The sequence below is a fragment of the Sneathiella aquimaris genome (genome assembly GCF_026409565.1).
In the GTDB taxonomy this organism is placed as follows: Bacteria; Pseudomonadota; Alphaproteobacteria; order Sneathiellales; family Sneathiellaceae; genus Sneathiella; species Sneathiella aquimaris.
In genome coordinates, this window is record NZ_CP112881.1 from 2,691,338 (window position 1) to 2,716,524 (window position 25,187).

Here is a 25,187-nt window from a genome sequence, read left to right on the forward strand (position 1 = left end):
TGGTCCCGTTCCTGATCAATTACTTATAAATAATTCGGTTGCGCGTTACTTAACGGTTGGGCCGGACACCCATTGTGTGACAAATGGCATATACCAGATCAGCACGATTTAGCGTGTAAAAATGAAAATCCTTCACTCCGGCACGCTGTAGTTGACGGCATTGTTCGGACGCGACCATCGCCGCTACCAGATTTCGGGTTGCCGGATCATCGTCCAGTCCTTCGAACAGATGTGTGAGCCATGACGGTATTTGTGTCCCACATTGTCCACTGAACTGCCGAAGTTTGGAATAACTTGTTACCGGCAATATGCCCGGAATTATTGGAATATCAACGCCTTGGGCCTGTGCCCGGTCAATAAAGCGTAAATAGGTATCCGGATCAAAGAAAAATTGCGTGATTGCACGGTCAGCACCAGCATCCATTTTCCGCTTCAGATAATCAATGTCAGCAAGACTTGAAGCAGCATCGGGATGGATTTCCGGATAACAACCCACGCTGATCTCAAAATCGTGCATCTTCTTAAGATGCTCAATCAATTCAACGGATCCTTTAAAGCCGTCCGGATGGGCAACAAAACCGTCCTGCCCTTCCGGCGGATCCCCTCTAAGCGCAACAATATGTTTTACGCCACTTTCCCAATATTGTTCAGCCACCTCTTCGATTTCTGATTTTGAGGCACCAACACAAGTAAGATGGGCTGCAGGCTCCAGATCCGTTTCTTTCCGAATTCGGCTAACAAGGCCATGGGTTCTCTCCCGCGTGGACCCGCCTGCCCCGTATGTCACAGACACAAAAGAAGGTGAGAGAGGGCCTAGCCGCTCGACTGTATCCCATAACTTGCTCGCCATCTTCTCGGTCGTCGGCGGGAAGAATTCAAATGAAATTGATAAAGGGTTGGACCCGCCAATATTGGACAAACGTTCAGTTTCTACCCGTTCTAAAAACGTGTCGGGAAGTGTCATTCTCTCTCTCCTGAGGGATTATCAGTATTGGATTGCTCAGCAATCCAGATATTTACATTCAGCGGGTCACCCGCAAGCATATGAAAATCTTTTCTTTTAAGACCGGCTTCTTCGCACCATGACCAAACCTGGTCTGCATCAAAACCCATCTGGGTGTGAGCATGTTCTGTGCGGAGGGTTTCAACTTCATGCGGTGCAAAATCGACGAGAACAAGGCGGCCGTTCTTCCGCAATACTCTTTTTGCTTCTGCAATGACCATTTTCGGTCGATCCGCATAATGCAACACCTGATGGATGACCACGACGTCCTGTGAGTCATTTAAAAACGGGAGCGTATACATGTCGCCCAGACGCACCTGACAGTTTCTCAGATCCGCCCCCTCAATCGCCGCACGCGCGAAAGCAAGCATTTCGCGGCTGGTATCCACACCAACGGCAAACTGGGACAAAGGCCCGAAAAGCTCCAGCATTCTACCTGTACCGGTTCCGATATCCAGAAAGTCAGTGATTTCCATGTCCTGAACGGAGGATAGAATCAACCGTTCGACTTCTTTTTCAGCCACATGCAAAGACCGAATCTTGTTCCAATGCTTGGCATTTTCCCGAAAATAATCGTCCGCAGCGTCCAAACGGGCCTGTTTGATGGTATTCAGGCGCTCCAGATCCCGAGAGACGACCGGATCATCTTCAGGAACCAGATCAACCAAATACCGGGCTAATAAAGACGTCCCGCTTTTATTGGCAAGCCTGTAATACACCCAGCTCCCCTCTTGGAAGCGGTCGAGCAAACCTGCATCACAGAGAAGTTTGAGATGTCGGGAAACCCGCGGTTGGCTTTGCCCCAAAATCTGAATGAGCTCACTAACAGTCAGTTCCGCGTGACCACACAACACAAGAAGCCGCATCCGCGTTTCTTCCCCCGCAGCCCGTAAACCTTGTAGCAATTGCTCCACGCGTCAATCCAATCATCAAAATGCCTGTGTCATGATATAAACATATATTTATATCTTTGTACAGATGATTTTTGAGCGACTTTTTAGCAACATTTGAATTAATGAAATACCCGAAGGTGAGTTTCCCCACTGGTATATGCCCCCTCTCTATGATAGGTCTTCGAGATGTTTGGTAAAAAATTGTAACAAAATCATGATTTTGCTTTGGTCTAATTTTATTCTGATATAAATAAAGACTTCAGTAACGATTGTTGTGCTTTTATCATGATCGATAAGCCGCGTTAGAAAGCTAAAGCTGGGTATGAATATGAGTTCAAAAAAATTCAGAGCATCATTGTTGTCAGGATGTATAGCGACTTTGGCGCTTGGTCTATTGGGCGGCTGCACAACACCTCCAGGAGAAGATCCTGCCAATGTTGTTTATAACGAAGTTCAGGATCCGATCGAACCATTGAACCGTTATTTCTTCGATGTGAATAACGCACTCGACGCCTTGGCCCTTAAGCCGGTTGCACATATTTATAATGAAGCTCTGCCTGATGCAGTACAGGACAGCGTCACCAACTTCCTGAACAACCTGTCCCAGCCAATGTATTTCCTCAATAATATTGCCCAAGGCGACCTTGACGGCGCAGGCGACAATATGGGGGCTTTCTTCACAAATACATTCCTTGGCTTTGGCGGCCTTTTTGACATCGCCCAGATTGACTATGATGAGGAAGATCTCGGTCAGACTTTCGCGGTTTGGGGAATTCCCGAGGGCCCGTATCTGGTTTTGCCAGTCCTTGGCCCAAACACATCACGTGAAGCCGTCGGAATCGCTGGCGAATATTTCATTGATCCCGTTAATTTGATCGCACGGAACAACGACGTCGACAATGTACCGCTTTATCGTGGCATTGCCAGCGCAATTGATTTCCGCTCACGTTCATTGGAATCCCTTGATGAGATCGAGAAGAATTCCATCGATTTTTACGCGACCATTCGCAGCCTGTATCGTCAAAACAGGAAAAGTGAAATTCTGGATGGGCAGGCTGATTTGACGCCACTTCCGGATATCTCTTTTGAGCAGGATGACGATGCACCGCTGGCAACTGACAGGGTTTCCCTCTTGTTTCAGGAAGACGAAGAGACTGTAAGAAGATCTGTCCCTTCAACTAAATAAAAGGACTCTTGAAGGGATGACTTTACAAAAATTACTCGTGGTATCGGTTACTGCATTTACTCTAACCGTTGCCCCCGCTCTTGTCAGCCCTTCTTTCTTTTCAGCGCATGCTGAAGCGAGTTCAGAAAAGTCTGCAACGGCTCTTGTCGAGAATCTCGGCAAGGAAGCCGTTACGCTCCTTTCAAACGATAAACTGGATGCTGACGCGAAACGGGCCGGTTTTGATAAATTAGTGTCTCGTGACTTTGACATGAGTTTGATCGGACGCTTTGTCCTCGGGAAACATTGGCGTAAAGCCTCTTCCGAGCAAAAATCCGAGTATCAGGAACTTTTCAAAAAATACATTATTACAACCTACCAGAAGCGCATTGGTGAATATTCAGGCGAGAACCTGACTATTCTCAAAGCGAAACCTCTTAACAAAAACGAGTATCTGGTCAAATCACAGATCATCCGCCCCAAGGGCCCACCCATTAAGCTTGACTGGCGCGTTCGAACCAACAAGTCAGGCGAACAGAAAATCGTCGATATCGTTGTTGAAAATGTCAGCATGGCATTAACGCACCGCGATGAATTTTCATCTGTCATCAGCAAAAACGGCGGGAATGTTGATGGCTTGATCAGCACTTTGAAAAAACATATTGCAGCTGCTGAAAGCTAATCAGAGTTTCATGTTCTGGTGGTGAAAAGGGGATTATTTTCCCCTATTCCTTTTCAAAACAATATCCAACCGCACGAACAGTTCGAATAAGGTCAACTTCATTTTCACTGTTCAATGCTTTGCGTAACCGCCTGATATGGACATCAACAGTCCTGTCCTCAACATACACATTCTGCCCCCAAACTCCGTCAAGAAGCTGTTCTCTTGTCAGCACCCGACCGGCGCGCTCCATAAAGTATCGCAGGAGCTTGAATTCCGTCGGACCTAAATGCAGCTCTCTCCCTGCCCGACTAACTTTATACGCAACCAGATCCATAGATACATCAGCAACAGAGATCATGTCGCTTCCCAGGTTTGGGTTATGGCGCCGCAATACAGCGCGAATTCGCGCAAGTAGTTCGTTCGGAGAGAACGGTTTTGACATATAGTCATCTGCACCCACATCCAGTCCGCGAACCCGGTCGGTCTCTTCGCCGCGGGCTGTAATCATAATAACTGGCAGATTGCGCGTCTCTTGTTTACGGCGCAGCATCCGACATACTTCTATTCCGGAAATCTTTGGCAGCATCCAATCCAAAAGAACCATGTCTGGAGTTTGCTCATCGATAAGCATCAATGCTTCTTCTCCGTCCATGGCAGAGCTCACCTCGAAACCGGCACTCACAAGATTGTAGCGCAGCAACTCAATCATCGAGGGCTCATCTTCAACAATTAGGACTTTCATCAGTTTTCAGTTCCTCGGGTCGCAAGATCTTCTGGAAGGTCTATCATTGTAATGCTGGTCTTATCGCCTTTCGGACGCTTTTCCTTCGGGGCTTGACCTGTTATCTGATAAACGATGATTTCAGCGATATTTGTCATATGATCGCCTACTCTCTCGATATTTTTCGCCATGAAAATAAGATGGGTACAACTAGTTATGCTGCGCGGATCTTCCATCATATAGGTCAAAAGCTCACGGAACATGCTGTTGTATAACTGGTCAACATCACGGTCGCGCCGCCAGACGTCATAGGCCAGCTCGACATCTTCCTGAGCATAAGCGGTCAGTATGTCATCAATCATGTGACGAACCATTTCACCCATCCTTGGAATGGCAGACACCGGCCGAATGGCCGGCGCAAGGTTCAGGGCAATCACACGCTTTGCAATATTCGCTGAATAGTCAGCAACCCGTTCTAATAACGACGCTATTTTCAGGGCAGAAATCACAAGGCGAAGATCGTCGGCAACCGGATTACGCAAGGCCAATAATTTTATCGCCAGACTGTCAATTTTCTGTTCCAGTTCATCCACAGCGACATCTGCTTCAATCGTCGCCTGAGCAAGATCAGTATTGCGGTCCATAAGCGCCCGAACAGCCGCTTCCAATTGACTTTCGGCAAGCCCCCCCATCTCGATGATGGTGTTGCGCATTTCCTGAAGATCTTCGTCAAAAGACCGGACGATATGTCCTGTTCCACTCATTCTATTTCTCCTCGATCTTCAAAATTAACCGAAACGACCCGTAATATAGCCTTGTGTGCGTTCGTCTGACGGGCTTGTAAATAATTGTTCCGTGTCCCCAACCTCGACAATTTCTCCCAAGTGAAAGAAAGCCGTTTTCTGTGAGATACGGGCGGCCTGTTGCATGGAATGGGTCACAATAATGATGGTATAATTTTGCCGTAGTTCCTCGATCAACTCTTCAACCTTTGCCGTTGCAATAGGATCAAGTGCAGAGCACGGCTCGTCCATCAGAATAATGTCAGGCTGAACTGCAAGGGCGCGTGCGATACACAGCCGCTGTTGCTGTCCCCCTGAAAGGCCGGTGCCTGATGCGTTCAGGCGATCTCGGACTTCCTTTAACAACCCAGCTTTCTCAAGGCTTGTCAGGACAAGATCGTCCAACTCGTCCTTATCCTTGGCAAGGCCGTGAATACGCGGGCCATATGCAACGTTATCGTAAATCGATTTTGGAAACGGATTGGGCTTCTGAAAGACCATCCCTACTCTGGCACGCAACAACACCTCATCAACGGAAGAGGCATAAATATCCTGGCCATCCAAAAGAATAGTACCTTCAACGCGACATCCAGCAACCGTGTCATTCATCCGGTTCAAACACCTTAAAAAGGTGGATTTTCCACACCCCGATGGTCCAATCAGTGACGTAATTTCATTTTCGAAAACATCGAGTGAGACGTCCTTCAACGCCTGCTTGTTATCATAAAAAACGCTGACATCCCGCGCTTCAATCATCGCGTTTTTTTCGGCGGTGTCTGTTGACGCTATATCTGCAAGCATCTGCATATCCTTGTGTCCTTGTTCCATTGCCAGTCTACCAGCGGCGTTCAAATTTCTTGCGCAGCAAAACTGCCAGTGCATTCATAATCACCAAAAAACCGAGCAAAACCATAATTGCACCAGAGGTCTTCTCGACAAATGCCCTCTCTGGGCTATCGGCCCAAAGGAAAACCTGAACGGGCAAAACAGTTGCTGGATCAGTTACCGAGCCGGGTATATCCACAATGAAGGCGACCATTCCAATCATCAAAAGTGGAGCGGTTTCCCCAAGGGCTTGCGACAATCCAATAATCGTTCCCGTTAAAATCCCCGGCATGGAGAGCGGCAGGACATGATGAAAGGCGGTTTGTTGACGCGATGCCCCCAACCCCAGGGCTGCACTGCGGATACTATCCGGTATGGCCCGGATCGCTGCCCGCGCGGCAATGATAATGGTCGGCAAGGTCATCAACGCAAGGGTCAATCCGCCAACCAAAGGCGCGGATCTTGGAAGATGGGCAACATTCAGAAACAACGCCAAGCCCAGCAATCCAAATACAATGGAAGGAACCGCTGCTAGATTGTTGATATTGACCTCAATGATATCCGTCAGTTTATTTTGAGGCGCAAATTCCTCCAGATAAATGGCGGTCATAACACCGATGGGGAAAGCGATGACAAATGTGATCAGCAATGTATAAAAAGAACCAACCGCCGCGCCCCATATTCCTGCGATCTCCGGCTCACCGCTATCACCAGAAGTAAAGAATCCACTATTGAAAACGGTTTTCACGGCTCCTTTTCCATCAAGCTGATCAAACCAATGGATTTCATTATCTTTCACGCGACGATCGTCTTGCGGAATATCGCGTTCAATATATCCTTTATTGAACATGTCCATATCATCACTTGCGATCAGGCTCACTGTCTTCGTGGTGCCGATCAGTTCAGGGGTCTCCATCACCAATTTGCGAAGCTGAACATTAGCCCCCTTGCTAACGATACCGAACAAAGCCCTTAACTCTTTGCGCGACTTTACATCGGGAAATTCTGATCGAAGAGCATTCCGAACCAAACTACCATAACTTGCCGCCCGCAGAACTTCAGGGTCATTCGTATTTTCTGGATCCAGAATGTCTTTTGAGAAGGTGATTTCAATATCAAACCGTGTCTGTACAAAGGCGGTATATCCCTTGCTTGTGATACTTACGATAAGAGTTGTCAGCATGCACAGGGCAATAATAATTGCGCCCAATCCAAGGGATCTAAAAATCTTCTCGGAGCGATGCCGCTTTGCCAGCTTGGCACGGCTCTCTTTCGAACCCCACCCGGCGTTCTTTTTTGTCTGAGCAGTATCAGTCATATTTTTCTCGATATTTGCGAACAACCACAAGGGCAATTACGTTAAGGGCAAGGGTAATAACAAACAGCACCAACGCGAGTGCGAAAGCCGCCAGTGTCTTGGCACTGTCAAACTCTTGATCACCGACCAGCAATCCGACAATCTGTACGGTCACCGTCGTCACCGCTTCCAGCGGATTAGCTGTCAGGTTTGCGGCGAAACCTGCCGCCATGACAACAATCATTGTCTCCCCGATCGCCCGGCTGACAGCCAGCAAGACAGCCCCGACAATCCCGGGAAGCGCTGCAGGAAGTATAACCTTTCGAACGGTCTCTGAATGGGTCGCCCCCAAACCGTAAGATCCGTCCCGAAGGCTTTGCGGGACGGCCATGATAATATCGTCACTCAGCGACGAGATAAACGGAATGATCATCATTCCCATAACCACACCTGCGGCCAAAGCACTCTCCGAGACAACGGAAAGGCCTAAAGACGAGCCCACATCCCGAAAAAACACGCCTACTGTCAGGGCTGCAAAAAAGCCATAAACCACCGTTGGAATGCCTGCCAGAATCTCCAGAATTGGCTTCACAACGGCTCTAAAACCGTTCGACGCATATTCTGTCATATAGATCGCACTGAACAAGCCCAAGGGAACCGCGACGATCATCGCTATTAGAGTAATCAGCATGGTACCGGCAAAAAGCGGTATGGCACCGAATGCACCGGATGAACCAACCTGATCCGACCTCAAGGCAGTTTGCGGGCTCCAGTTCAAGCCTAGGAAGAACTCTGACAATGGTACTTTTTCGAAAAAGCTAAGCGTTTCAAATAACAGGGAAAACACAATTCCAACGGTCGTAAAAACTGAGATGGTCGATGCCAGAATTAATATGGCATAAACTGAACCCTCAAGCGTCTTACGAACCCTTAATCCCGGCTTGATATTCTGAATACCCAGAGACAAACCGGCCGCCGCGGCCAACATGGCCAGAACCGGAAAAATGATCTGATCGACCTGCTGCAGGGGCCCCGTGCTGCGATCCAACGGAAGAAGTGTGAATGCAAACCATACCAAAAATAGAAGAAGCGGCGGAAGCCCCCCCCACACCACAACATACATTCCAAACTGGTGGGGGCGACCAGCGTATCCGCCGCCGTCTGTTCCTTTTCCTGCAAGAACCTTCTTGGTTGCATACCAATAACCTGCGGTACACATGGCCAAAAGCAGGAATATCAAAGGGGAGAAACTCATTATAGCGCCTTATGCTGTCCAGCAGTCGAAGGAAGAAAGAAGGGGCAGAAAAACATTTCTCTGCCCCGCCACCACTTACATCATCAGGTTCGAAAGAGACGTACCAGCTTTACGTACCTTCGTCCGTTCTGCCTCAGAAAGAGGGATCAACCCTTTTTCAGAAAGATACCCGAACTCACCAAAAGCATCTTCACTTGTAAATTCAGCAACGAATTCCTTGATCCCGGGAATTTTGCCAACATGGGCTTTCTTTACATAGAAAAACAAAGAGCGGGAGATGCCGTATTTTCCAGAGGAAATATTTTCGAATGTCGGCTCAACACCGCCAATGACACCACCCTGAATTTTGTCAGCATTCTGATCAAGGAAACTGAAGCCGAACACACCCACCGCAGAAGGGTTTGCAACCAGTTTCTGAACGATCAGATTATCGTTTTCACCAGCTTCAATATAGGCGCCATCTTCGCGTACAGAGTGAGCCACTGCCTTAAATGCTTTTTTGTCTGATTTTCTCAGTGCTTTGAGGCTTGGGAATTTCTTCGCGCCGCCTTCCATTGCCAATTCTGAAAACGCATCCCGCGTTCCTGAGGTTGGAGGTGGGCCCAGAACTTCAATTTTTGTGTCTGGTAAAAAAGGGTCAACATCTTTCCATGTTTTGTATGGGTTATCGACGAGCTTTCCGTCAATCGGAACCTGTTTAGCAAGCGCCATGAAAATCTGCTTTTTGGTCAGCTTGATAGGAGCCGTAGATTTGGAATTTGCCAGGACAATGCCATCAAATCCAACTTTAACTTCAGTAATTTCGGTAATGCCTGCTTTGGCACATTTTTCGACTTCAGATTTTTTAATGCGACGGGAAGCATTAGTAATATCAGGATGCCCTTCACCGATACCCGCACAAAATAATTTCAGTCCGCCACCGGAACCGGTGCTTTCCACAACAGGCGTCGCAAACTTGCCTTTGTTGCCAAAATTCTCAGCAACCGTTTTGGAAAATGGAAAAACCGTAGAAGATCCAACAATTCTGATCTGATCGCGGGCAATAGCCTGTCCAGCGAATGCTACTGTCGCAATGACAGCAAGTCCGAGAGTTTTCTTTAACACGTCTAGTCTCCGTTCATTTGAGCGACAGTGTTTCCTGCCGATTTCGGGAACTTGCTCTTCGATGGTGACCGGAGTACTACATTTTTATGACACTATTGTTACAGCCCCTCAAATGGCTATTTTATAGGGTTTTATTTAACGAGTGCAGGCAGATGAATTGTAAAGCGAGAGCCTTTTCCAAGCTCAGAGTCGATTTCCAGCTGGCCCCGATGCCGACTCACAATATGTTTTACAATGGCAAGTCCCAGACCGGTTCCGCCCATTTCCCGGCTCCGGTCGCTATCCACACGATAAAACCGTTCCGTCAATCTGGGAATATGTTCAGACGGTATCCCCTCGCCCTGATCAATAATTGAAACGGCGATGCTTTTCTCCGACCCCGTCAGGGATATGGTCACAGCAGTATTTTCCTTGCCATATTTCAGAGCATTATCCACCAGGTTGGTGAAAATCTGTGCCAACTGATCCTTATCCCCTGAAACCAGCAAAGGCTCTTCTGGTGCCATAAGGTCAATTGTCTTCCCAAGATCACTGGCTCTGGTTGTGATAAGCCCGACAACCCCTCGCAGTACATCCGTGACATCGACCTGATCGGAAGGGCGTGCATGCTCGTTCATCTCGATTTGAGACAAAGATAACAGATCATCAATCAATTGGGACATCCTGCGGGACTGAGCGTGCATCATACTCAAAAACCGCGCTTGCGCTTCCCGGTCAGCGGCCGCTGGCCCTTGCAATGTTTCAATCGCACCGATCAAAATTGCCAGAGGCGTTCGCAATTCATGGCTTGCGTTCGCCACAAAATCCACCCGCATCTGTTCCGTTTTCTTGGCCGTGGTCAAGTCGTGCAACGTCAGGATAACCCGTAAATCTTTCCCGCCGTTGCCCGGAATTTGTGTCACATGTGCTTCAATATAGCGCCCTACACTTCCCGCCATTTTGAACTCAACGACCTGCGATTCAATCTCACCGCCGAGGGCAGCATCAACAGCCTTGATAAGGGATGGATGACGCAAATACGCTGTCAGGTCGGTTTCCGCTAAATCAGCACTAAAAAAATTTCTGGCCGCGCTGTTGAAGCGACTAATGCGGCGTTTTTGATCAAGAACCAAAACAGGGTCAGGAAGCAGATTGAACAGCAAAATCGCGTCGTCCTGGTGAGACCGGGCTTCCTTGAACAGGTTCTGCATACTGCGGCGATATTGCTGAATTGCCAGCAATAAATCATTAACAGGAAGCAGTCCCGACCGGATTGAGCCCGGCAACAAATGCCCAAAAAGTGGAGCGCTGGCCTCATGCTCGATCCGTTGCGACAATACTGTTGTTTCCCGAAGAAGGCGATTGTAAATCAAAACACCGGGTCCGACCGGAGTAAGAATAAGCAACACCGCATATTCAGCAGGCAATAACCCCTGCGACACCAGCCAGATTGCAACAATGGCAACTGGTGTGGTGACCAATAGAAGGAAAACCAACATTTTCCCAATAAAACCGGTGCTATTCAGCATCTAAATTCTCTTCTTTAACTGAATTATGACAAATTTAGTTCAAGACACCCACTATGAGTCATTCACGCTACAAATTTGTGACAGCGAGTAAGGGTCTCTCCGATTTCACGATTAAGCGCGAGTGTTGCAAATCTGTCGAGTGCTGTTTCTTCCCGGTTGATAATAACAAGCTCAGCACCATGCTGGCGGGCGATAACCGGAATATCTGCCGCCGGATAAACAACGAGGGAGGATCCTGCCACGACAAACAAATCACAATTTATTGCCTCCATTTCAGCGCGTTGCATAGCCTCTATTGGCATTGCCTGACCAAATGAAATGGTAGCAGTTTTAACTATTCCCCCGCATGCCGGGCAGACAGGCAACGTTTCGTCGACCTGAAAAATGGAGCGCACTTCTTCCAAGCTCATCCGTTGATGGCAATCGAGACATTTTGCGTAGGTTGTATTCCCATGAATTTCGATGACATCCTTTTCATCGACGCCTGATACCTGGTGTAAACCGTCAATATTCTGTGTAATGACAGATGACACCTTGCCCATTTGATAAAGGGACGCGATCACCTTATGGCCATCATTCGGTGCGGCTTTAGACAACACCGTTTCCATATTGAACTTTCGGCGCCAGGATTCTTTACGTGCCTCTTCAGACGCCATGAATTCAGAAAAATCAATAGGCCGGTTCTTCTCCCAAAAACCTCCGGGGCTTCTGAAATCTGGTATGCCAGACTCAGTACTTATTCCCGCGCCAGTGAAAAAAACCATATTTTCACTTTCCGCCATCAATCGCGTCAGATGGTCAATCGCGTCATCCATTCCAAGTCTCCTGTTCATTTTTTGCCAGTATAGCAACAGGCCTGAACAATTTCACAAATATTAACCACACGCGTCTTGCAATCATAGACACATACAAGGATAGGTTCCACTTGTTGAGGAGATCATAAATGACAGCGGCAAACACCAACAACATCGTCGCAAAAGAACTGTCTGATGCGCTTGCAAAATGCAAGGGACAAGGCGTTGATGAGCAAACCCTCAGAACAGGGCTTCTTACAATTACGATAGCAAATTTTGTGAACCGGATCGGTATGGCAAATACAATTTCCTTATTTCAGGCCTTACCTGAACAAATAGGATCCGGAATGTTCGATCGCTATATTGATCCAAATACAAACACGCCTCAGGCCGCACCGTATCAGGCGGCGGGCGCAAATCAATCCTATTCAAACAACGCACTGCCCGGCAACTTTATCCAGCCGAATGGGGTTCCTTCAAACGGAACCCCACCAGCTGCTCAACCGCAATATGCCCAAAACGTGCATCCCCCTGTGACAGAATATCAGGAACACCCCTCCCCTATACCGCCCACGCGGAGAAGACTAAATCAGTGACCTTCTTCACCGAGTGTTTCATCCCAATACATGGCTTCAATTTTATTACCATCCAGATCGCGGACGAAGCATCCGTAATAAGCCTTTCCATAATGGGGACGATCGCCGGGTTCGCCGTCCGGGCTGCCCCCGGCTTTTACAGCTGCTTCAAAAAAATCCACAACGGCCTGTTTTGTGCTCGCGAGAAAAGCCACATGAGTGCCATTGCCAACCGTGGCTTTCGATTGATCATGGGGCGCCTGTATCCAAAATTCAGGGAATTGCCGCCCATATGCTGTCGCATTATATTGATGCAGCTCCAGTATCCTTTTTGCACCAATGGCTGCCAGAACACCGTCATAAAAGTCTAATGCCTCTTGATAACGGTTTGTTCCAAGGGATATGTGAGAAACAATACTAGGAGGTAAATCAGTCATTTCAGGATCCTTTTATTTGATCTGTGAGGTCGCCTGCTGGCGAATAACAAGGATACTAAAACACGCCAGTGACAACTTTTGTCAGGGGCAGGACGGATAATCATACGGGATCCCAATTTTACTAAAATTTTGAGCAAATAGCCGGCCTTTTCTTAACAGTTTTTAAGGATGAATTGGCTATTGTTACCCCTTATTCAGTATTGGATTGGGAGGACGCACCGTGTCCCGGATGAACAATATGCTTTCTATGAACAAACTTGCCTTGCTTATGACGACAAGTTTAGTTGTTGCAGGCTGTAATACGACAGACAATACCCCTGCAGCTTCGAACACGATGGAACCGCCAAAAGCCCCTGTTGCTTCGGTGCCACAAAGCGCAACCAAGGGAATGTCCGTACAAAGCTTAATGCGTATTGCAGACCGTGCCTGGAAAAAAGGCAGTCCTGCAACCGCGTTGCGCTTATATACAATGGCAGCGCATAAAAGCCCCAAAAACCCGGCTCCTGTTCTTGCGATGGCAGATATCCTGAGGAAAACCAAAAAACCAGACGCTGCGATTGAGCTTTACAAAAGCGTTTTGGAAACATCTCCGGATGTTATCGCCGCGCATACAGGTATTGGATACAGCCTACTCAATCAAGACAAGCCCTATATGGCCGCACAGTCGTTTGAATCAGCGATCGCCCTTGATCCCAACAATGCGCGCTCTCTTGGGGGGATGGCGGTGTCTCTGGATACAGCCGGCGAACATGGCAAAGCGCAGGATTATTACAGGCTCGCCATCAAGGCGGATACCAACAATCTGACTTACCAGAACAATCTGGCCTTATCATTGGCGCTGTCCGGGCGCACAGATCAAGCCATTGCCATGTTGGAAATCATTACCACGCATCCTCATGCCAATGCGAAACACCGTCAAAATCTGGCGTTGGTTTACGGAATGGCTGGTAAGTCTGCGGATGCAATGCGGTATTCCCGCATGGATTTGAGTGAAAAAGAAGCACGGAACAACGCCCTTTATTTTAAGGCGCTAAACCAGAACACTTCTGACAACCTTAAGGAACAGGAACAGCAGGCAAGTTTAATTGCCCAGCACAACAATATAGAGTACCGGGCGCCGGAAACCTCTCGCAAGCCACATAACCTGCTTGTTGCCCGTGAAGAAAGCACAGAGCTTAACACCGTTGCACAGGTTGCCGAGACAAAGAGCACACTGCCGACCATCCCTCGCACACCTCATTTTGAACAATATGCGAAGGCTCCGGCTCCAGCTGAAATGGTTGCCAGCATCGGCGAACAACAGCCAAAAACTGAAGGACCAAAAGTCGCGGCGGCTCCCGTTGCGGATGTTGAAGCGGACGCCCTTTCCAAACCTGTGACCTATAGTAAAGTTGATCCTGACTTCAGTAGTTTCGATACCCCTACCGCCAAAAATGAAGTCTTCGCCCCGAAGGCCGAAGTCTCCAGCGCGAACACAGTCGCAGACATTCCTGAAAAAGTGGACATGAAATCTGAAGACACCTCGCTTGCAAAGGCGGATATTACCCCTGTTGTTGAACATAACAATTTCGAGGCGACTGACAAGGTGATCGGTGAACAGGTTAGAACCCATGACTATTACATACAGCTTGGGTCATTTAAATCTGAAGACCGTGCCAATAGAGGGTGGTCACTTCTGCAGAAACGCCATTCTGACCTGCTTGGCGATCATAAGCCATTGATTGCCAAAGTAGAACTTGGCGAAGAAAAAGGAACATTCTATCGGGTACGGGTGGGCGCATTTTCAAATGCCGCAACACCAATGACAATATGCGAAACCCTCATTAGTCGTTCTGAGGCATGCTACACACCGCGTGTCCGCATTGATACCGTTGAAAACCAAACCAACGAGCAAAAGTCCAGCCCGCCTACACCAGAAAATGTTGTGGCTGCGATTGTCGACCCGACAACACATTATTCTACCTTAAGATCATATAATCAAGAATGGTCTCAGCGTATTACGGATATTGGATCTGGGTCCTACTAACACTGCTAATCATTAAAAAAACCCGCCTCGTTATGGCGGGTTTTTTTATCCCTTATCCTTGAACAAGGATCGCCTTCATTCCCTCGCCGATCCCAGCACCAGCGATATGGAGTCCACACTGTATGAAGGCGCAGAGGAGAAGAGAACAAGCTTTTTCCTATAATAAATGGCACCACGCCCGTGCCTTATTCCCAACAACTGCAGTACCGACGTTTTGAGCGTCGAATGGACCTACGCATATAACAGGAAATGTTGATGAGACTGCTGATAGATCGGTGCGAAAAACGGACCCCTCGCGCCTTGTTCCGCTATGAACAGTTTTATTATTATGTCCTTGCAGCTGCCGATCAGGACAGCCTGGGAAAATAAGAAAACCGAATAGGCGATATAGGCTAATCGCAATTGGAGAAAGCCTGCGCGTTAGCCACCACTGAAGGCATCAATTGCTTTAAGAACGGCCGGGCCGATCAGCACAATGAACAGGGATGGCAGAATAAAAACAATCATTGGCACTGTCATGATCGCAGGAAGTCGGGCGGCTTTTTCTTCTGCTTTCATAAGCCGTTCATCCCGCATTTCTGCAGATAGGACGCGCAAAGCGACCGCAAGAGGAGTACCATATTTTTCAGTTTGAAGGAGAGTATTGACCAAGGTGGTCATGGATTGGAAATCCACCCGTCTGGCAAGGTTCATCAATGCTTCCTTGCGGTCCGGCAAAAAGCCCAATTCGATGGCCGTCAGTCCAAATTCGTCTGCTAGCTCCGGTGCGGAGTTAGAAACTTCGCGACAGACACGATCGAGACCACTATCCAGATTAAGACCTGCTTCTGTACAAATCACCAACAAGTCCAGCGCATCGGGCAGGCTTTTCCGCATAGCCGCATACCGCTTTGATATCTGGTTTTTTAGTATCAGGCGCGGCAACGCATAACCGATTAGGGCAAGAAAGGCTGACGCCCCAAGTGAAACAGAGGGCACCCATTCGAACGGATTGGTCCCAAAAAGATAAAGTGCCCCCAAACCGCCAAAGACTATCGGCAGACAAATGCGGGCGAAAAGATAGGTGACCAGGGCATCTTTTGAACGCCAACCACCCTGCGCAAGGTGAACGGATATCTGCCGTGCCTTTTCCCCCTTCATCAACTGCATCTTTTTAACAACACGATGCATCATGGTTTCTCGGGCAATAAGCTGACTGCGCTGCCGAGTCTGGTTGACCACGTCTTCCCGCAATTTATTTCGGCGTTTTTCAAGATTTTTGATTCTGTCAGGCAGTGTATCCTTGACCAGCAATGCGTTCCATATAATCAGGAAAGAGGCCATTGCTGCGATACCGGCGATCATTGCCAGAACATCTTCAGATTTGAGCCAATCAGGAAGTAACGTTGATAAGTCGACCATCTTTCATTCCTTCCTAGATTTCAAATCGAACCATTTTTGCCATGACACCAACACCCGATGCGATCATGACAAGGCCGACACCGATCATATAAACGCCGCGAGGATCTTCGACCAACGCCATGACATAACCATCATTAGCAAGCCACAGTAGGAAGAACATGATGAAAGGCAGGGAGCCGATAATCCAGGCACTTGCTCGTGCTTCTGAAGACATGGCCTTAATTTTTAATTTGATCTGACGACGTTTACGCAAAGTGTTGGCAAGGCCGCCCAATGTTTCCGCCAGGTTACCACCTGTTTCCCGCTGAATTGAAATCGCGATGATTAGAAACTTGAAATCAGGAAGATCAATTCGTTTTGCAACGTCCCAAAGGCTTTCTTCTAAAGACTTACCCATGCGAACCGCATCCGCAATTCCGCGAAATTCTTCACCTACAGGATCCGGTGCATCTGTACCGACAGTAACAATTGCCTCGCTGATCGGCAAACCAGCGCGCAGGCTTCGAACAAGCAGTTCAATTGCTTCTGGGAAGGTTTTCATAAACTTGTTAATCCGGCGTTTTCCTAAATACCCGATCACAAAATGGGGAAAAAACAATCCACAAAAAATCGCTGCTGGTATGGCCAACATCATTCCAAAATCGTAAAGGACAGTCAGAATAATCAGGGCAAAGGCAATCACCACAACAACCATAAGAGAGTATTCCGCAATGGTCAGTTTCATCCCCGTCTTTTCAAGACGACTGCGTAATTTGGCCGGATTAGGGACAAACTTTCGAACAATCATATCCAAGATTTTGATACTGCTTTGTTGGTCGTTCAATCGCGCTGTATTCCGGCGTGTCGGTTTCGTTGGCATAGGGCCATCGCCCCGTCCAACCTCAGCTAAACGCCGTTTTGTGTTCGCTCCGACTTCATTGCCGCCCATCAACGCAAAACCAAGGATAAGCGCAACAATGAGGGTCGCGCCCCCCACAACCAAAGTCATCATCATTTGATCTTCTGCGCCGATCATTACATTGCTCCTATCAACATTTTATCCAGTCCGAAATAGGCCGCTCTTGGTGCAAAATGAGGTCGTAGACCAGACGACTTAAAGTCACCGATCAGGCGGCCACCTTTATCTTCACCCTGGAATTCATACCAAAACAGATCCTGCATGGTGATCACGTCTTCTTCCATGCCAACAACTTCGGAAATATAGGTGATGCGGCGCATACCATCGCGCATTCGGCTAACCTGCACGATCAGGTCAATTGCTGACGCAATCTGCATTTTAGTAGCCTTTGCAGGGAGGTTTACCCCTGACATACCCACCATGTTTTCCAGTCGGGTCAAAGCCTCACGCGGTCTGTTGGCGTGAATAGTAGACAGAGAGCCATCATGGCCCGTGTTCATTGCCTGAAGCATATCAATGGCTTCACCGCCCCTGATCTCGCCCAGAATAATCCGGTCCGGGCGCATCCGAAGGGAGTTTTTCAGCAAATCGCGCATTGAAATCTCGCCGCCACCTTCAAGATTTGCAGAGCGGGTTTCAAGACGCACAACATGCGGCTGTTGCATTTGCAGCTCGGCAGCGTCTTCAATCGTTACAATCCGTTCACCGGGATCAATCAGCTGTGAAATTGCGTTCAACAACGTCGTCTTACCAGAGCCCGTACCGCCTGAAATCAGGATGTTAAGGCGACACCGACCGGCCACCCGTAAAACTGTTGCCGCAGCAGGCGACAGGTTTCCCTGCTTTTCCATGACATCAAGGGTAATTTTTTGCTTGGCAAATTTACGAATGGAGATGCTGGGGCCGTCAATGGCAAGTGGCGGGATAATAATATTAACACGGCTACCATCTGCAAGGCGGGCATCCACCAATGGATTGGATTCGTCCACCCGGCGTCCGACATGACTCACAATTCGGCTGGCAATACTCATGACATGGGCATTATCGCGGAACTGGCAATCAGAAAGGATCAACTTCCCTTTTTTCTCCACATAGACCTGTTTCGGGCCGTTCACCATAATGTCCGTTACGCCGTCATCAGCCAGTAGAGGTTCCAATGGTCCCAGCCCGAGCATGTCATGCATCAGGCTTTCGATCAGTTCCCGTTGTTCACGTTGGTTGAGCTGAATTTTCTCTTCCAGCAAAATATCGCCGACAATGTCAGAAATATCTCGTGCAAGATCCAAACGGTCCATAGTAACAGCAGCGCTGATATCGATGCGTTCAAGCAGCAAAGGTTGCACCCGTTCTTTTACAACCTCTGTTTGGGACGCGGCACGGGGGGCCGCTTTTTCAGTGACAGCCTGAAGCCTCAGCGTATCGCTGGTATCCTCTGGTTCCGGGAGTGGCTCTGGTGAGATTACTGGCGCTGTTTTCGGCTCCGGACTGGATGCTTTTGGGATAATCGGCTCGGGATAATCCTCGCCCTCTTCAAAACTATCCGGGTCACGAACCGGTACGTCGACCGGCTGTTCGAATTGAGCTTTCACTTCAACAGGCGCCGCCGTGTCTGCGCCGAACACTGTGATCCCTTCTTCAAGGATCTGAGTTGCATCTGGAATGGACTGGTCGCTTGTGACGTCCCCCTGAATACCGGGATTTTCCGCTTGTTCCAGCTCTGGTTCTACAATCTTTTCAGCTGCGTCAGCAAGCAGTCGCTTGGAGACGGTTGCAACAAGGTTGCGTTGCTCTAAAACGTTTAGTTCGACCTTTCGTTGAGAAAGTGTCTCCCGAACAAAAACCTTAACCTGCTGGGCAACATCGTTGCGCGGAGTAGTCGCATCGAACCCGTCCAACAGGGCTTCTCGCGCAAGCTCTCCAATACTATCGGCCAGCGCAGCACTATCGGTCTCCGGAACTTTATTAGGACCGGAATTGTCTTTCCCGCGCTGATTAGAAGATGTTGAAGAACGCCATAAACTCACGAATTATTACTCTCTACCTTGGATTTGCTTTTTTTCATGCGGCCAAAAAAGCCTTTTTTCTTCGGTTCCTGATAATCAGAAACAACCGCAGCCAATTCTCTCAATGCCTTGGAAATGGGCGCCTTCGTTGCAACAGATGGAATGGCCTTTCCTGCATTTGCACAAATTGTCAGGGTTTTCGCGTCCTCTGGTATCGTGCAATCGATTGGTTCTTCCAGTGCGCGGGCGAAGTCAGATTTTGAAACCTGTGCTGCTCTGTCCGCGCCGACCCGGCTAACCACTCGAAGGATACGGCCTTTCGTTGAAAGAGATGTCATGGCTTGGGTAATCCGGTTGATATCTCGAATACCCGCCAATGTCTGATCCGCAACCAGGACAACGGTATCTGCGGATGCAAGCAATGCCCCTTGAGACGGAAGTAAATGACGTGGCAGGTCTATGACAACCTGATTATAATCCTGATTTACTTCACCGATCAGCGCATCAACTGAGTCCGGATTGATATCAACAAATTCATCGATCGGCTCTTCTGTTCCCAAAACCGCGAGCTTGTCGCCTGATTTTGAAATAGCACTATCCAAAAACAGCTTGTCCAATCGATGAGGATTTTCCAGCGCTTCTCTGAAGCCGCCGCCCGTTTCAATATCGAGCGCAAGCGTGGTTGTTCCAAAATGCAGATCAAGATCGATCAGAGCCGTCGTCAGTTTCTCTTCATTTGCCATTATCCATGACAGATTTGTTGCGATCGTCGAGGCGCCAACGCCTCCGCGTACGCCGATAATAACCGTCAGCCGGCTTCCTTTTGACAATTTGTTGGCAGAAGACGCCTGATCCAGTCTTTGAACCGCATCGGCCAACAGTTCTGGGGTAATCGGCTTAACCAGATAATCACTCGCCCCCAGCGCGACCATGCGACGGAAAACGCTAACGTCATTTGACGCGCCAAGAATGACCAGCGAATTATCAGGTCCCATTTTACGCACAAGCCGGGTCACGTCCCCTTCAGGATCGAGACTTCTGCTAATATCCGCGAAAATTATTTTGGGAGAGTGTCCCGCTTCAATGCGATCCACCGCAACATGAATACCTCCGTCCAGAATGGCGTCAACGGACCATCCGTTTTCTGACGCTTCCTGACGGAAGATCTCCAGAGTCTGCTCATCGTCAACGAAAGCCATAAAGTCTTCATTGACCTGGTTTCCGAAAAGCGTGCTTAAATTAGATGCTGCACTCGCCATTTGTCATGCCTTCCAAATATTAAGACTTACTTTTTCCCGCCAGAAGGCGCTGGTTTTCCGGCTGCACTCTTGCCGCCGGAACGATACTTCAAGATAGACTGCGCGGCCCTGTGTCCGTCATAGGCACCCATTGTCTTCGGATCGACCAGATCTTTCGGATCGGCAATCATTTGAGCAAGTGAAGACGCTGTCGAGCACCCCATATGTGGCAAGGGAAGATTCTCATAGTTCGTGCCTTCTGGACGCCGCCAGCCTTTTGCGCAGTCCGGATCGACTGTTGCTACATATTTGGTGTAGTAAACACGCAACGAATTTTCCAGACCATCCCGGGCGAGCTTAGGTTCAACAACAAATCCCTGATCTTGTAAAAAGCTTCCAATGGCGCCGAACCGGGCTTCATTGATACCGGCAGAATCCGAAAATGGCGGCAATTCTACTTGAAGCGCATCTCCGAAACCGGTGCCTTGTGCTTCCAGAAACCCGAGAAGACGACCTTTTTCCAGATCGGAAAAGACATCATCATTTTGCGGAAAGTTGACGACAAATGTTGGCGTCACCTTGGACACATTGATCTGCTTATTCAGCGTTGAATTTTCAGGGTTCGCCCGCAGGACCTTTTCCCCCGTCACAGGATCTGTTGGTGCACAAGCCCCAAGAGCGAGAAGCCCCAGCCCAATCAAGCCAGCCTTTTTAGAGAATTTTGAAGTATTGGACATCATCTGATCACTCCATGATAAATCCGGCAGGGCCGAGTAACTTGACATCCTGAGACGCTGTTTCTGTATTTTTCGGCTTTGCAGGTGCCTGAGACGTTTCATCCGCCGGACGGAAATTCTTACCGTCCTTGTAAAGATCCGTATCATTTGGTGGTGTATAACCATCCGTTGGCAACGCAATCCGCGAACTTGTAGGCTTCACAAGATAAGGCGTTACGATAATTACCAGTTCGGTCTCATTTTTCTGAAACGAACTTGAGCGGAAAAGCGCTCCGATTATCGGTAGGTCGCCCAACAAAGGTGTCTTGGATACATTATTGTCTGTGTCACTGTTCAAAAGGCCTCCCAGCACAAAGCTTTGACCACTTGCCAGCTCAACTGTAGTTTCCGCACGTCTTGTGACAAGTGATTGAATAAAAATACCGCCAATATTAAGGGCCGAATTCGAAGAAAGCTGACTGACTTCCGGTTTCACCTTAAGATTGATCCGATCGTTTCCAACAAGGTTGGGCGTAAAATCCAGTGACACACCAAACTCTTTATATTCAACGGTTACTGCGCCATCTTCACCCGGCACCGGAATAGGAAACTCACCGCCGGCTAGAAAACTTGCTGATTCACCGGAAAGGGCTGTCAAATTCGGTTCTGCCAATAACGTGATCAGTCCTTCATCTTCGAGCGCATCAATCAATGTATTAATCGAAGTCGTACCGTCATTAAATCCTAAAAGAGCACTGGAAACTGTTCCTGTCCGCGTGACAGTGGCCGCCCCGCTAATGACATCCCGACCTGTTCCCAAGCCAACCGCAAAATTACCGATATTCGCAAGGTTTTCCCAATTTACGCCCAGCTGCTTGGTCACGGAACGGGCGACTTCTGCTACCTGCACCCGTAAATTAACCTGAACAGCACCTTCGACAACGATACGGTTGAAGACTTTACTTTTCGCACCGTATAAAGAAGCCAATTGAAGTGCACTTGCAGCGACTTCAGCAGAAGAGGCCTGGCCCGACAAAATGATGCCCTCATTCATGGAATGGGCTTTTAAATTCGAGTTTGGTGATAAGTCCTTCAACGCGGCGTCAAGTGCTGAAATGTCATGCTCAATAATAACCGGCGAATTAATCAGAACCTGTCCTTGTCCATCCAGCGCAAACAAGTTTGTTTTGCCCGGCTTTTTGGCAAAGATATAAATAATACGAGGGGACTGAACATGCACATCTGCCATTTCAGAATTACCGACAAAAACAGATGTTGCTGATTTTTCAAGCCGGATCAGCTTACCTGCATTAAGGGTAATGTGAAGCGGATCACCGACATCATTCACAACCTTCGCTGCATTTCCTGTCGCAGGTATGGTTAAGGCCGTTATGAACAGCAGACCTATAGCAGCAATTACGTGTAGACTTTTCATTGATTTTGCCCCTATTCGAACGACTGCTGATCAAGTTTTCCTGCACGGAAAATGATAACTTTGCGAGCAACTGTGCCACCAACATTCGGTGCTGAGATCAACGCGCTAACATCACTATCGCGTGTATATCCCCGGCCCCGTTCTTTTTTCATAACCGGAGATCCGTCCGCATTTTTTCGGCCATCTTCAATCCGCGCAATACTGCGCAAGGAAAGCGACAAACGTCCTAATTCCCGACTGACAGAAACCATCTCGGCTTCTTTCGGGCTAACCTCCAAAGTCGCTACGCGGCGGATGGAGGCTTCCTGCGTTTGATCATCTGTTGATTGATCCATGGCAACAACACGAACATCTGTCAAAATGGTTTCACTGGCCCGTGATGCGGCGACATTTTCGCCTTCATTGGCCTGCGCAAGATCCATGGTCAAAATCATATCAACCCGATCTCCTGGGAAAACAAACCCTGCCACACCGGATGTCGCATCCACTTCAATTGATATCGCGCGTGTCCCTGGCCGTAAAACAGCTGCAAGAAAACCACTTTGGCCCGGTTTAACCAGACGTCCGTCCGTAACCGGCTCACCATTTGCAATACCTTGCCGAACAACCGTTCCAATCAGTTCTTCAATTGGCCGTTTATTCTCGACAATATACTTGTCTTCAAGGCTTTCATCTTCAGGCCATGCCTGCCACGTAACATGCTCATCCCGAACCAGCGTCCCTGCGGGGAGGTCGCTCGCGGCAACAAGAATTTTCACCGTTGGTTTAACGGGTTCAGCTTTTAGTTCAGTGACCGTCTGTACAACAGTCTGCCCCTGATTTCCGGCCCAGTTCCGCACAAACCAGACGGTCGTACCGGCAATGATAAGGGCGAACAGGACTAATATAAGTTTACGTGCCATAACCTTGGTTCCAGCAGTTGAAATGATTCTTAGAATACCGCACCAGTACTTAATTTCCTGTTAAGTACAGCAACGTTCTTTAGGTCCCGGTGACATTGGCATAATTGTAAAAAATGACGATGCCACCGAGAGCAATTGCGACTCCATACGGAACCTGGAGTTTTGATCTCAGATTTATTTTGAAAGAGGCTAAAAACTGCCCCCCATTCGCGGCTTGCTGAATGGCGTTCCGAACCAGAATAAACAAGACCAGAACACCACCCGCCAATGCGACACAGAATAAAAATGAAAGGATCAATTCTGGGCCTGCCCAAAAACCAAGGGCAGCTAGAATTTTCACATCTCCCCCACCGATCAGTCCAGCTGCAAATAATGCAAAACCTAGAACCAAAACAATTAAACCGGTTAAGAGACCCCCAATCCAGTTAATCTCAACAGGAGACACCAGAACGACGGCGGCGTACAAGGCCGTGATGGCCACGCTTATCCAGTTTGGTATTGTAAGGGATTTATAATCGGAGAAAGCGGCATAAAGGCTTAGTAAAAAAGCGATGATGACCACGATCATATATAAAGATGTCATCATTTAAAGCCAACTCTTTCCCGGTAAGTAAGCAGAGCGGAATATATCAGAAGCTACAGCTTCCATCCCCCGCAACTGTGAGTGAAAAACTCCCACCGACTGCAGAACAAAAATTTCCTGCTATGTCTGTATAAGTTTCAGTGATCGTACCGCCTAAAGCCGTGTAAGCCACGATTCCGACGATGGCGACCAAAGAAGCAATCAGTCCGTATTCGATAGCTGTCGCGCCGTTCTTGTTTTCAATGAAAATAGAAATACCCACAACTACCTCCTGCTTTTTGCTTCGAAAAAAGAAAAGGGTCGCGTTAATAGCGACCCTTAACCTAAGCATGTATATTAGCTGAAGGAACAATCACCAGCTGCAGATTTCGTAGAATCTGTGTATGTACCACCGGCACCAGTACAAAGCTGATCAGCAACTTCGTCGAAAGATTCCATCACAGTATCACCGAGGGCGGTAAAGGCTACAACACCCACGAGGGCGACCAGAGCGGCAATCAAACCATACTCAATCGCTGTTGCACCGGACTCGTCTTTCAAAAATGAGCGAACCATTTTAATCATTGTCATTCTCCTAATAAGCTACAGGATACATATCCTGAAAATCAAAACCTGGCGTTAAATCCGAGAGTTTGTTCTCTCGATCTTCAGACTTCCTAAGCTTGCAGTTGCTAACCGGGAAAGCCCCTTATTGTTTAAAGCGCTTTCCAAGCTTTTCTTCTTGCCTGCGCTGATTGAAATTTGCCCTAAAATCATTAATCAATAGTTAAACAAAGTAATTTTTCTGAAAAAAACATAAAAAAATATTGAATAAAATTTTATATAACTTCCTATACAAATAAATAAGTGTTCTATACTGATTTTTTACTTCGTTTTTATTTATTATTTATTTAAATAAAATTTTCACTTTGCATTAAACTAAAAATTAACCACGTATTTGTTTTTGTTATTTATTGAGTATT

Annotated in this window: 25 protein-coding genes; 4 read left to right on the plus strand and 21 right to left on the minus strand. The window is 48.0% G+C overall.

The annotated features are described in order from the left end of the window. Positions 1-49 precede the first annotated feature (49 nt). The gene (gene metF, locus OIR97_RS12590; RefSeq protein ID WP_169546060.1) at positions 50-964 is read right to left on the minus strand and encodes a methylenetetrahydrofolate reductase [NAD(P)H]; all 915 of its coding nucleotides are present in this window, start codon (positions 962-964) and stop codon (positions 50-52) included. After that, positions 961-1,917, minus strand: coding sequence for an ArsR/SmtB family transcription factor (locus OIR97_RS12595; RefSeq protein ID WP_169546061.1), 957 nt, complete (start codon positions 1,915-1,917; stop codon positions 961-963). The genes metF and OIR97_RS12595 overlap by 4 nt, the downstream gene beginning before the upstream one ends. Before the next feature lie 307 nt (positions 1,918-2,224). Here OIR97_RS12595 and OIR97_RS12600 point away from each other — a divergent pair, with 307 nt between their 5' ends. Both OIR97_RS12600 and OIR97_RS12605 read left to right on the plus strand, forming a co-directional pair. After that, positions 2,225-3,082 (plus strand): MlaA family lipoprotein, encoded by an 858-nt coding sequence (locus OIR97_RS12600; RefSeq protein WP_169546062.1) that lies wholly within the window; start codon positions 2,225-2,227, stop codon positions 3,080-3,082. A gap of 16 nt (positions 3,083-3,098) precedes the next feature. Further along, entirely contained in the window at positions 3,099-3,743 is a 645-nt protein-coding gene (locus OIR97_RS12605; RefSeq protein WP_169546063.1) for an MlaC/ttg2D family ABC transporter substrate-binding protein, read from the plus strand. Positions 3,744-3,786: 43 nt separating this feature from the next. Here OIR97_RS12605 and phoB read toward each other — a convergent pair whose 3' ends face one another. The 8 genes from phoB to OIR97_RS12645 all read right to left on the minus strand — a co-directional run bounded on the left by phoB (position 3,787) and on the right by OIR97_RS12645 (position 12,032). Next, entirely contained in the window at positions 3,787-4,467 is a 681-nt protein-coding gene (phoB, locus tag OIR97_RS12610; protein WP_169546064.1) for a phosphate regulon transcriptional regulator PhoB, read from the minus strand. Beyond that, the gene (gene phoU / locus OIR97_RS12615; RefSeq protein WP_169546065.1) at positions 4,467-5,210 is read right to left on the minus strand and encodes a phosphate signaling complex protein PhoU; all 744 of its coding nucleotides are present in this window, start codon (positions 5,208-5,210) and stop codon (positions 4,467-4,469) included. The genes phoB and phoU overlap by 1 nt, the downstream gene beginning before the upstream one ends. Before the next feature lie 24 nt (positions 5,211-5,234). Then, positions 5,235-6,035 (minus strand): phosphate ABC transporter ATP-binding protein PstB, encoded by an 801-nt coding sequence (gene pstB / locus OIR97_RS12620; RefSeq protein ID WP_407696656.1) that lies wholly within the window; start codon positions 6,033-6,035, stop codon positions 5,235-5,237. 28 nt (positions 6,036-6,063) lie between these two features. Beyond that, entirely contained in the window at positions 6,064-7,371 is a 1,308-nt protein-coding gene (gene pstA, locus OIR97_RS12625; RefSeq protein WP_169546067.1) for a phosphate ABC transporter permease PstA, read from the minus strand. Then, the gene (gene pstC, locus OIR97_RS12630) at positions 7,364-8,605 is read right to left on the minus strand and encodes a phosphate ABC transporter permease subunit PstC (RefSeq protein WP_169546068.1); all 1,242 of its coding nucleotides are present in this window, start codon (positions 8,603-8,605) and stop codon (positions 7,364-7,366) included. The genes pstA and pstC overlap by 8 nt, the downstream gene beginning before the upstream one ends. A gap of 75 nt (positions 8,606-8,680) precedes the next feature. Then, positions 8,681-9,709, minus strand: coding sequence for a PstS family phosphate ABC transporter substrate-binding protein (locus tag OIR97_RS12635; protein WP_169546069.1), 1,029 nt, complete (start codon positions 9,707-9,709; stop codon positions 8,681-8,683). Positions 9,710-9,840: 131 nt separating this feature from the next. After that, positions 9,841-11,217: an ATP-binding protein gene (locus OIR97_RS12640; RefSeq protein ID WP_169546070.1), complete on the minus strand. Its 1,377-nt coding sequence runs from the start codon at positions 11,215-11,217 to the stop codon at positions 9,841-9,843. Positions 11,218-11,279: 62 nt separating this feature from the next. Continuing rightward, a complete protein-coding gene (locus OIR97_RS12645) occupies positions 11,280-12,032 on the minus strand; it encodes an SIR2 family NAD-dependent protein deacylase (protein ID WP_169546071.1) in 753 nt (250 codons plus the stop codon). 128 nt (positions 12,033-12,160) lie between these two features. Here OIR97_RS12645 and OIR97_RS12650 point away from each other — a divergent pair, with 128 nt between their 5' ends. Beyond that, positions 12,161-12,607: a hypothetical protein gene (locus tag OIR97_RS12650; protein ID WP_169546072.1), complete on the plus strand. Its 447-nt coding sequence runs from the start codon at positions 12,161-12,163 to the stop codon at positions 12,605-12,607. Here the strand turns inward: OIR97_RS12650 and OIR97_RS12655 are convergent. Next, a complete protein-coding gene (locus OIR97_RS12655; RefSeq protein ID WP_169546073.1) occupies positions 12,601-13,023 on the minus strand; it encodes a VOC family protein in 423 nt (140 codons plus the stop codon). The two genes, OIR97_RS12650 and OIR97_RS12655, sit on opposite strands and share 7 nt — an antisense overlap. Before the next feature lie 229 nt (positions 13,024-13,252). Here OIR97_RS12655 and OIR97_RS12660 point away from each other — a divergent pair, with 229 nt between their 5' ends. Next, positions 13,253-15,049: a tetratricopeptide repeat protein gene (locus OIR97_RS12660; protein ID WP_246202083.1), complete on the plus strand. Its 1,797-nt coding sequence runs from the start codon at positions 13,253-13,255 to the stop codon at positions 15,047-15,049. Between the two features lie 420 nt (positions 15,050-15,469). Here the strand turns inward: OIR97_RS12660 and OIR97_RS12665 are convergent, their stop codons facing one another. The 10 genes from OIR97_RS12665 to OIR97_RS12710 form a co-directional block, all read right to left on the minus strand. Continuing rightward, entirely contained in the window at positions 15,470-16,450 is a 981-nt protein-coding gene (locus OIR97_RS12665; protein WP_219821761.1) for a type II secretion system F family protein, read from the minus strand. 13 nt (positions 16,451-16,463) lie between these two features. Next, positions 16,464-17,465, minus strand: a complete 1,002-nt coding sequence (locus OIR97_RS12670) for a type II secretion system F family protein (RefSeq protein ID WP_169546075.1) — start codon at positions 17,463-17,465, stop codon at positions 16,464-16,466. Beyond that, on the minus strand, positions 17,465-18,853 hold the full coding sequence (locus OIR97_RS12675) for a CpaF family protein (protein ID WP_407696682.1): 1,389 nt from the start codon (positions 18,851-18,853) through the stop codon (positions 17,465-17,467). Before OIR97_RS12675 ends, OIR97_RS12670 begins: the two co-directional genes overlap by 1 nt. Before the next feature lie 515 nt (positions 18,854-19,368). Beyond that, on the minus strand, positions 19,369-20,610 hold the full coding sequence (locus OIR97_RS12680; protein ID WP_169546076.1) for a nucleotide-binding protein: 1,242 nt from the start codon (positions 20,608-20,610) through the stop codon (positions 19,369-19,371). Between the two features lie 26 nt (positions 20,611-20,636). Further along, positions 20,637-21,329: a CpaD family pilus assembly lipoprotein gene (locus OIR97_RS12685; protein WP_169546077.1), complete on the minus strand. Its 693-nt coding sequence runs from the start codon at positions 21,327-21,329 to the stop codon at positions 20,637-20,639. A gap of 4 nt (positions 21,330-21,333) precedes the next feature. Next, positions 21,334-22,740: a type II and III secretion system protein family protein gene (locus OIR97_RS12690; RefSeq protein WP_169546078.1), complete on the minus strand. Its 1,407-nt coding sequence runs from the start codon at positions 22,738-22,740 to the stop codon at positions 21,334-21,336. A gap of 11 nt (positions 22,741-22,751) precedes the next feature. After that, the gene (cpaB, locus tag OIR97_RS12695; protein ID WP_169546079.1) at positions 22,752-23,642 is read right to left on the minus strand and encodes a Flp pilus assembly protein CpaB; all 891 of its coding nucleotides are present in this window, start codon (positions 23,640-23,642) and stop codon (positions 22,752-22,754) included. A gap of 79 nt (positions 23,643-23,721) precedes the next feature. Next, positions 23,722-24,228: an A24 family peptidase gene (locus OIR97_RS12700; protein WP_169546080.1), complete on the minus strand. Its 507-nt coding sequence runs from the start codon at positions 24,226-24,228 to the stop codon at positions 23,722-23,724. 43 nt (positions 24,229-24,271) lie between these two features. Beyond that, entirely contained in the window at positions 24,272-24,487 is a 216-nt protein-coding gene (locus tag OIR97_RS12705; protein ID WP_219821763.1) for a Flp family type IVb pilin, read from the minus strand. A gap of 74 nt (positions 24,488-24,561) precedes the next feature. Further along, positions 24,562-24,789, minus strand: coding sequence for a Flp family type IVb pilin (locus OIR97_RS12710; protein ID WP_169546082.1), 228 nt, complete (start codon positions 24,787-24,789; stop codon positions 24,562-24,564). Between the last annotated feature and the right edge of the window lie 398 nt (positions 24,790-25,187).

Bases quoted from the DNA above. Each gene is read 5' to 3' on its own strand.
- metF (WP_169546060.1), bottom strand. From the start codon at position 964: ATGACACTTCCCGACACGTTTTTAGAACGGGTAGAAACTGAACGTTTG.
- OIR97_RS12600 (WP_169546062.1), top strand. From the start codon at position 2,225: ATGAGTTCAAAAAAATTCAGAGCATCATTGTTGTCAGGATGTATAGCG.
- OIR97_RS12605 (WP_169546063.1), top strand. From the start codon at position 3,099: ATGACTTTACAAAAATTACTCGTGGTATCGGTTACTGCATTTACTCTA.
- phoB (WP_169546064.1), bottom strand. From the start codon at position 4,467: ATGAAAGTCCTAATTGTTGAAGATGAGCCCTCGATGATTGAGTTGCTG.
- phoU (WP_169546065.1), bottom strand. From the start codon at position 5,210: ATGAGTGGAACAGGACATATCGTCCGGTCTTTTGACGAAGATCTTCAG.
- pstB (WP_407696656.1), bottom strand. From the start codon at position 6,035: ATGCAGATGCTTGCAGATATAGCGTCAACAGACACCGCCGAAAAAAAC.
- pstA (WP_169546067.1), bottom strand. From the start codon at position 7,371: ATGACTGATACTGCTCAGACAAAAAAGAACGCCGGGTGGGGTTCGAAA.
- pstC (WP_169546068.1), bottom strand. From the start codon at position 8,605: ATGAGTTTCTCCCCTTTGATATTCCTGCTTTTGGCCATGTGTACCGCA.
- OIR97_RS12640 (WP_169546070.1), bottom strand. From the start codon at position 11,217: ATGCTGAATAGCACCGGTTTTATTGGGAAAATGTTGGTTTTCCTTCTA.
- OIR97_RS12645 (WP_169546071.1), bottom strand. From the start codon at position 12,032: ATGGATGACGCGATTGACCATCTGACGCGATTGATGGCGGAAAGTGAA.
- OIR97_RS12650 (WP_169546072.1), top strand. From the start codon at position 12,161: ATGACAGCGGCAAACACCAACAACATCGTCGCAAAAGAACTGTCTGAT.
- OIR97_RS12655 (WP_169546073.1), bottom strand. From the start codon at position 13,023: ATGACTGATTTACCTCCTAGTATTGTTTCTCACATATCCCTTGGAACA.
- OIR97_RS12660 (WP_246202083.1), top strand. From the start codon at position 13,253: ATGAACAATATGCTTTCTATGAACAAACTTGCCTTGCTTATGACGACA.
- OIR97_RS12665 (WP_219821761.1), bottom strand. From the start codon at position 16,450: ATGGTCGACTTATCAACGTTACTTCCTGATTGGCTCAAATCTGAAGAT.
- OIR97_RS12670 (WP_169546075.1), bottom strand. From the start codon at position 17,465: ATGATCGGCGCAGAAGATCAAATGATGATGACTTTGGTTGTGGGGGGC.
- OIR97_RS12680 (WP_169546076.1), bottom strand. From the start codon at position 20,610: ATGGCGAGTGCAGCATCTAATTTAAGCACGCTTTTCGGAAACCAGGTC.
- OIR97_RS12685 (WP_169546077.1), bottom strand. From the start codon at position 21,329: ATGATGTCCAATACTTCAAAATTCTCTAAAAAGGCTGGCTTGATTGGG.
- OIR97_RS12690 (WP_169546078.1), bottom strand. From the start codon at position 22,740: ATGAAAAGTCTACACGTAATTGCTGCTATAGGTCTGCTGTTCATAACG.
- cpaB (WP_169546079.1), bottom strand. From the start codon at position 23,642: ATGGCACGTAAACTTATATTAGTCCTGTTCGCCCTTATCATTGCCGGT.
- OIR97_RS12700 (WP_169546080.1), bottom strand. From the start codon at position 24,228: ATGATGACATCTTTATATATGATCGTGGTCATCATCGCTTTTTTACTA.
- OIR97_RS12710 (WP_169546082.1), bottom strand. From the start codon at position 24,789: ATGATTAAAATGGTTCGCTCATTTTTGAAAGACGAGTCCGGTGCAACA.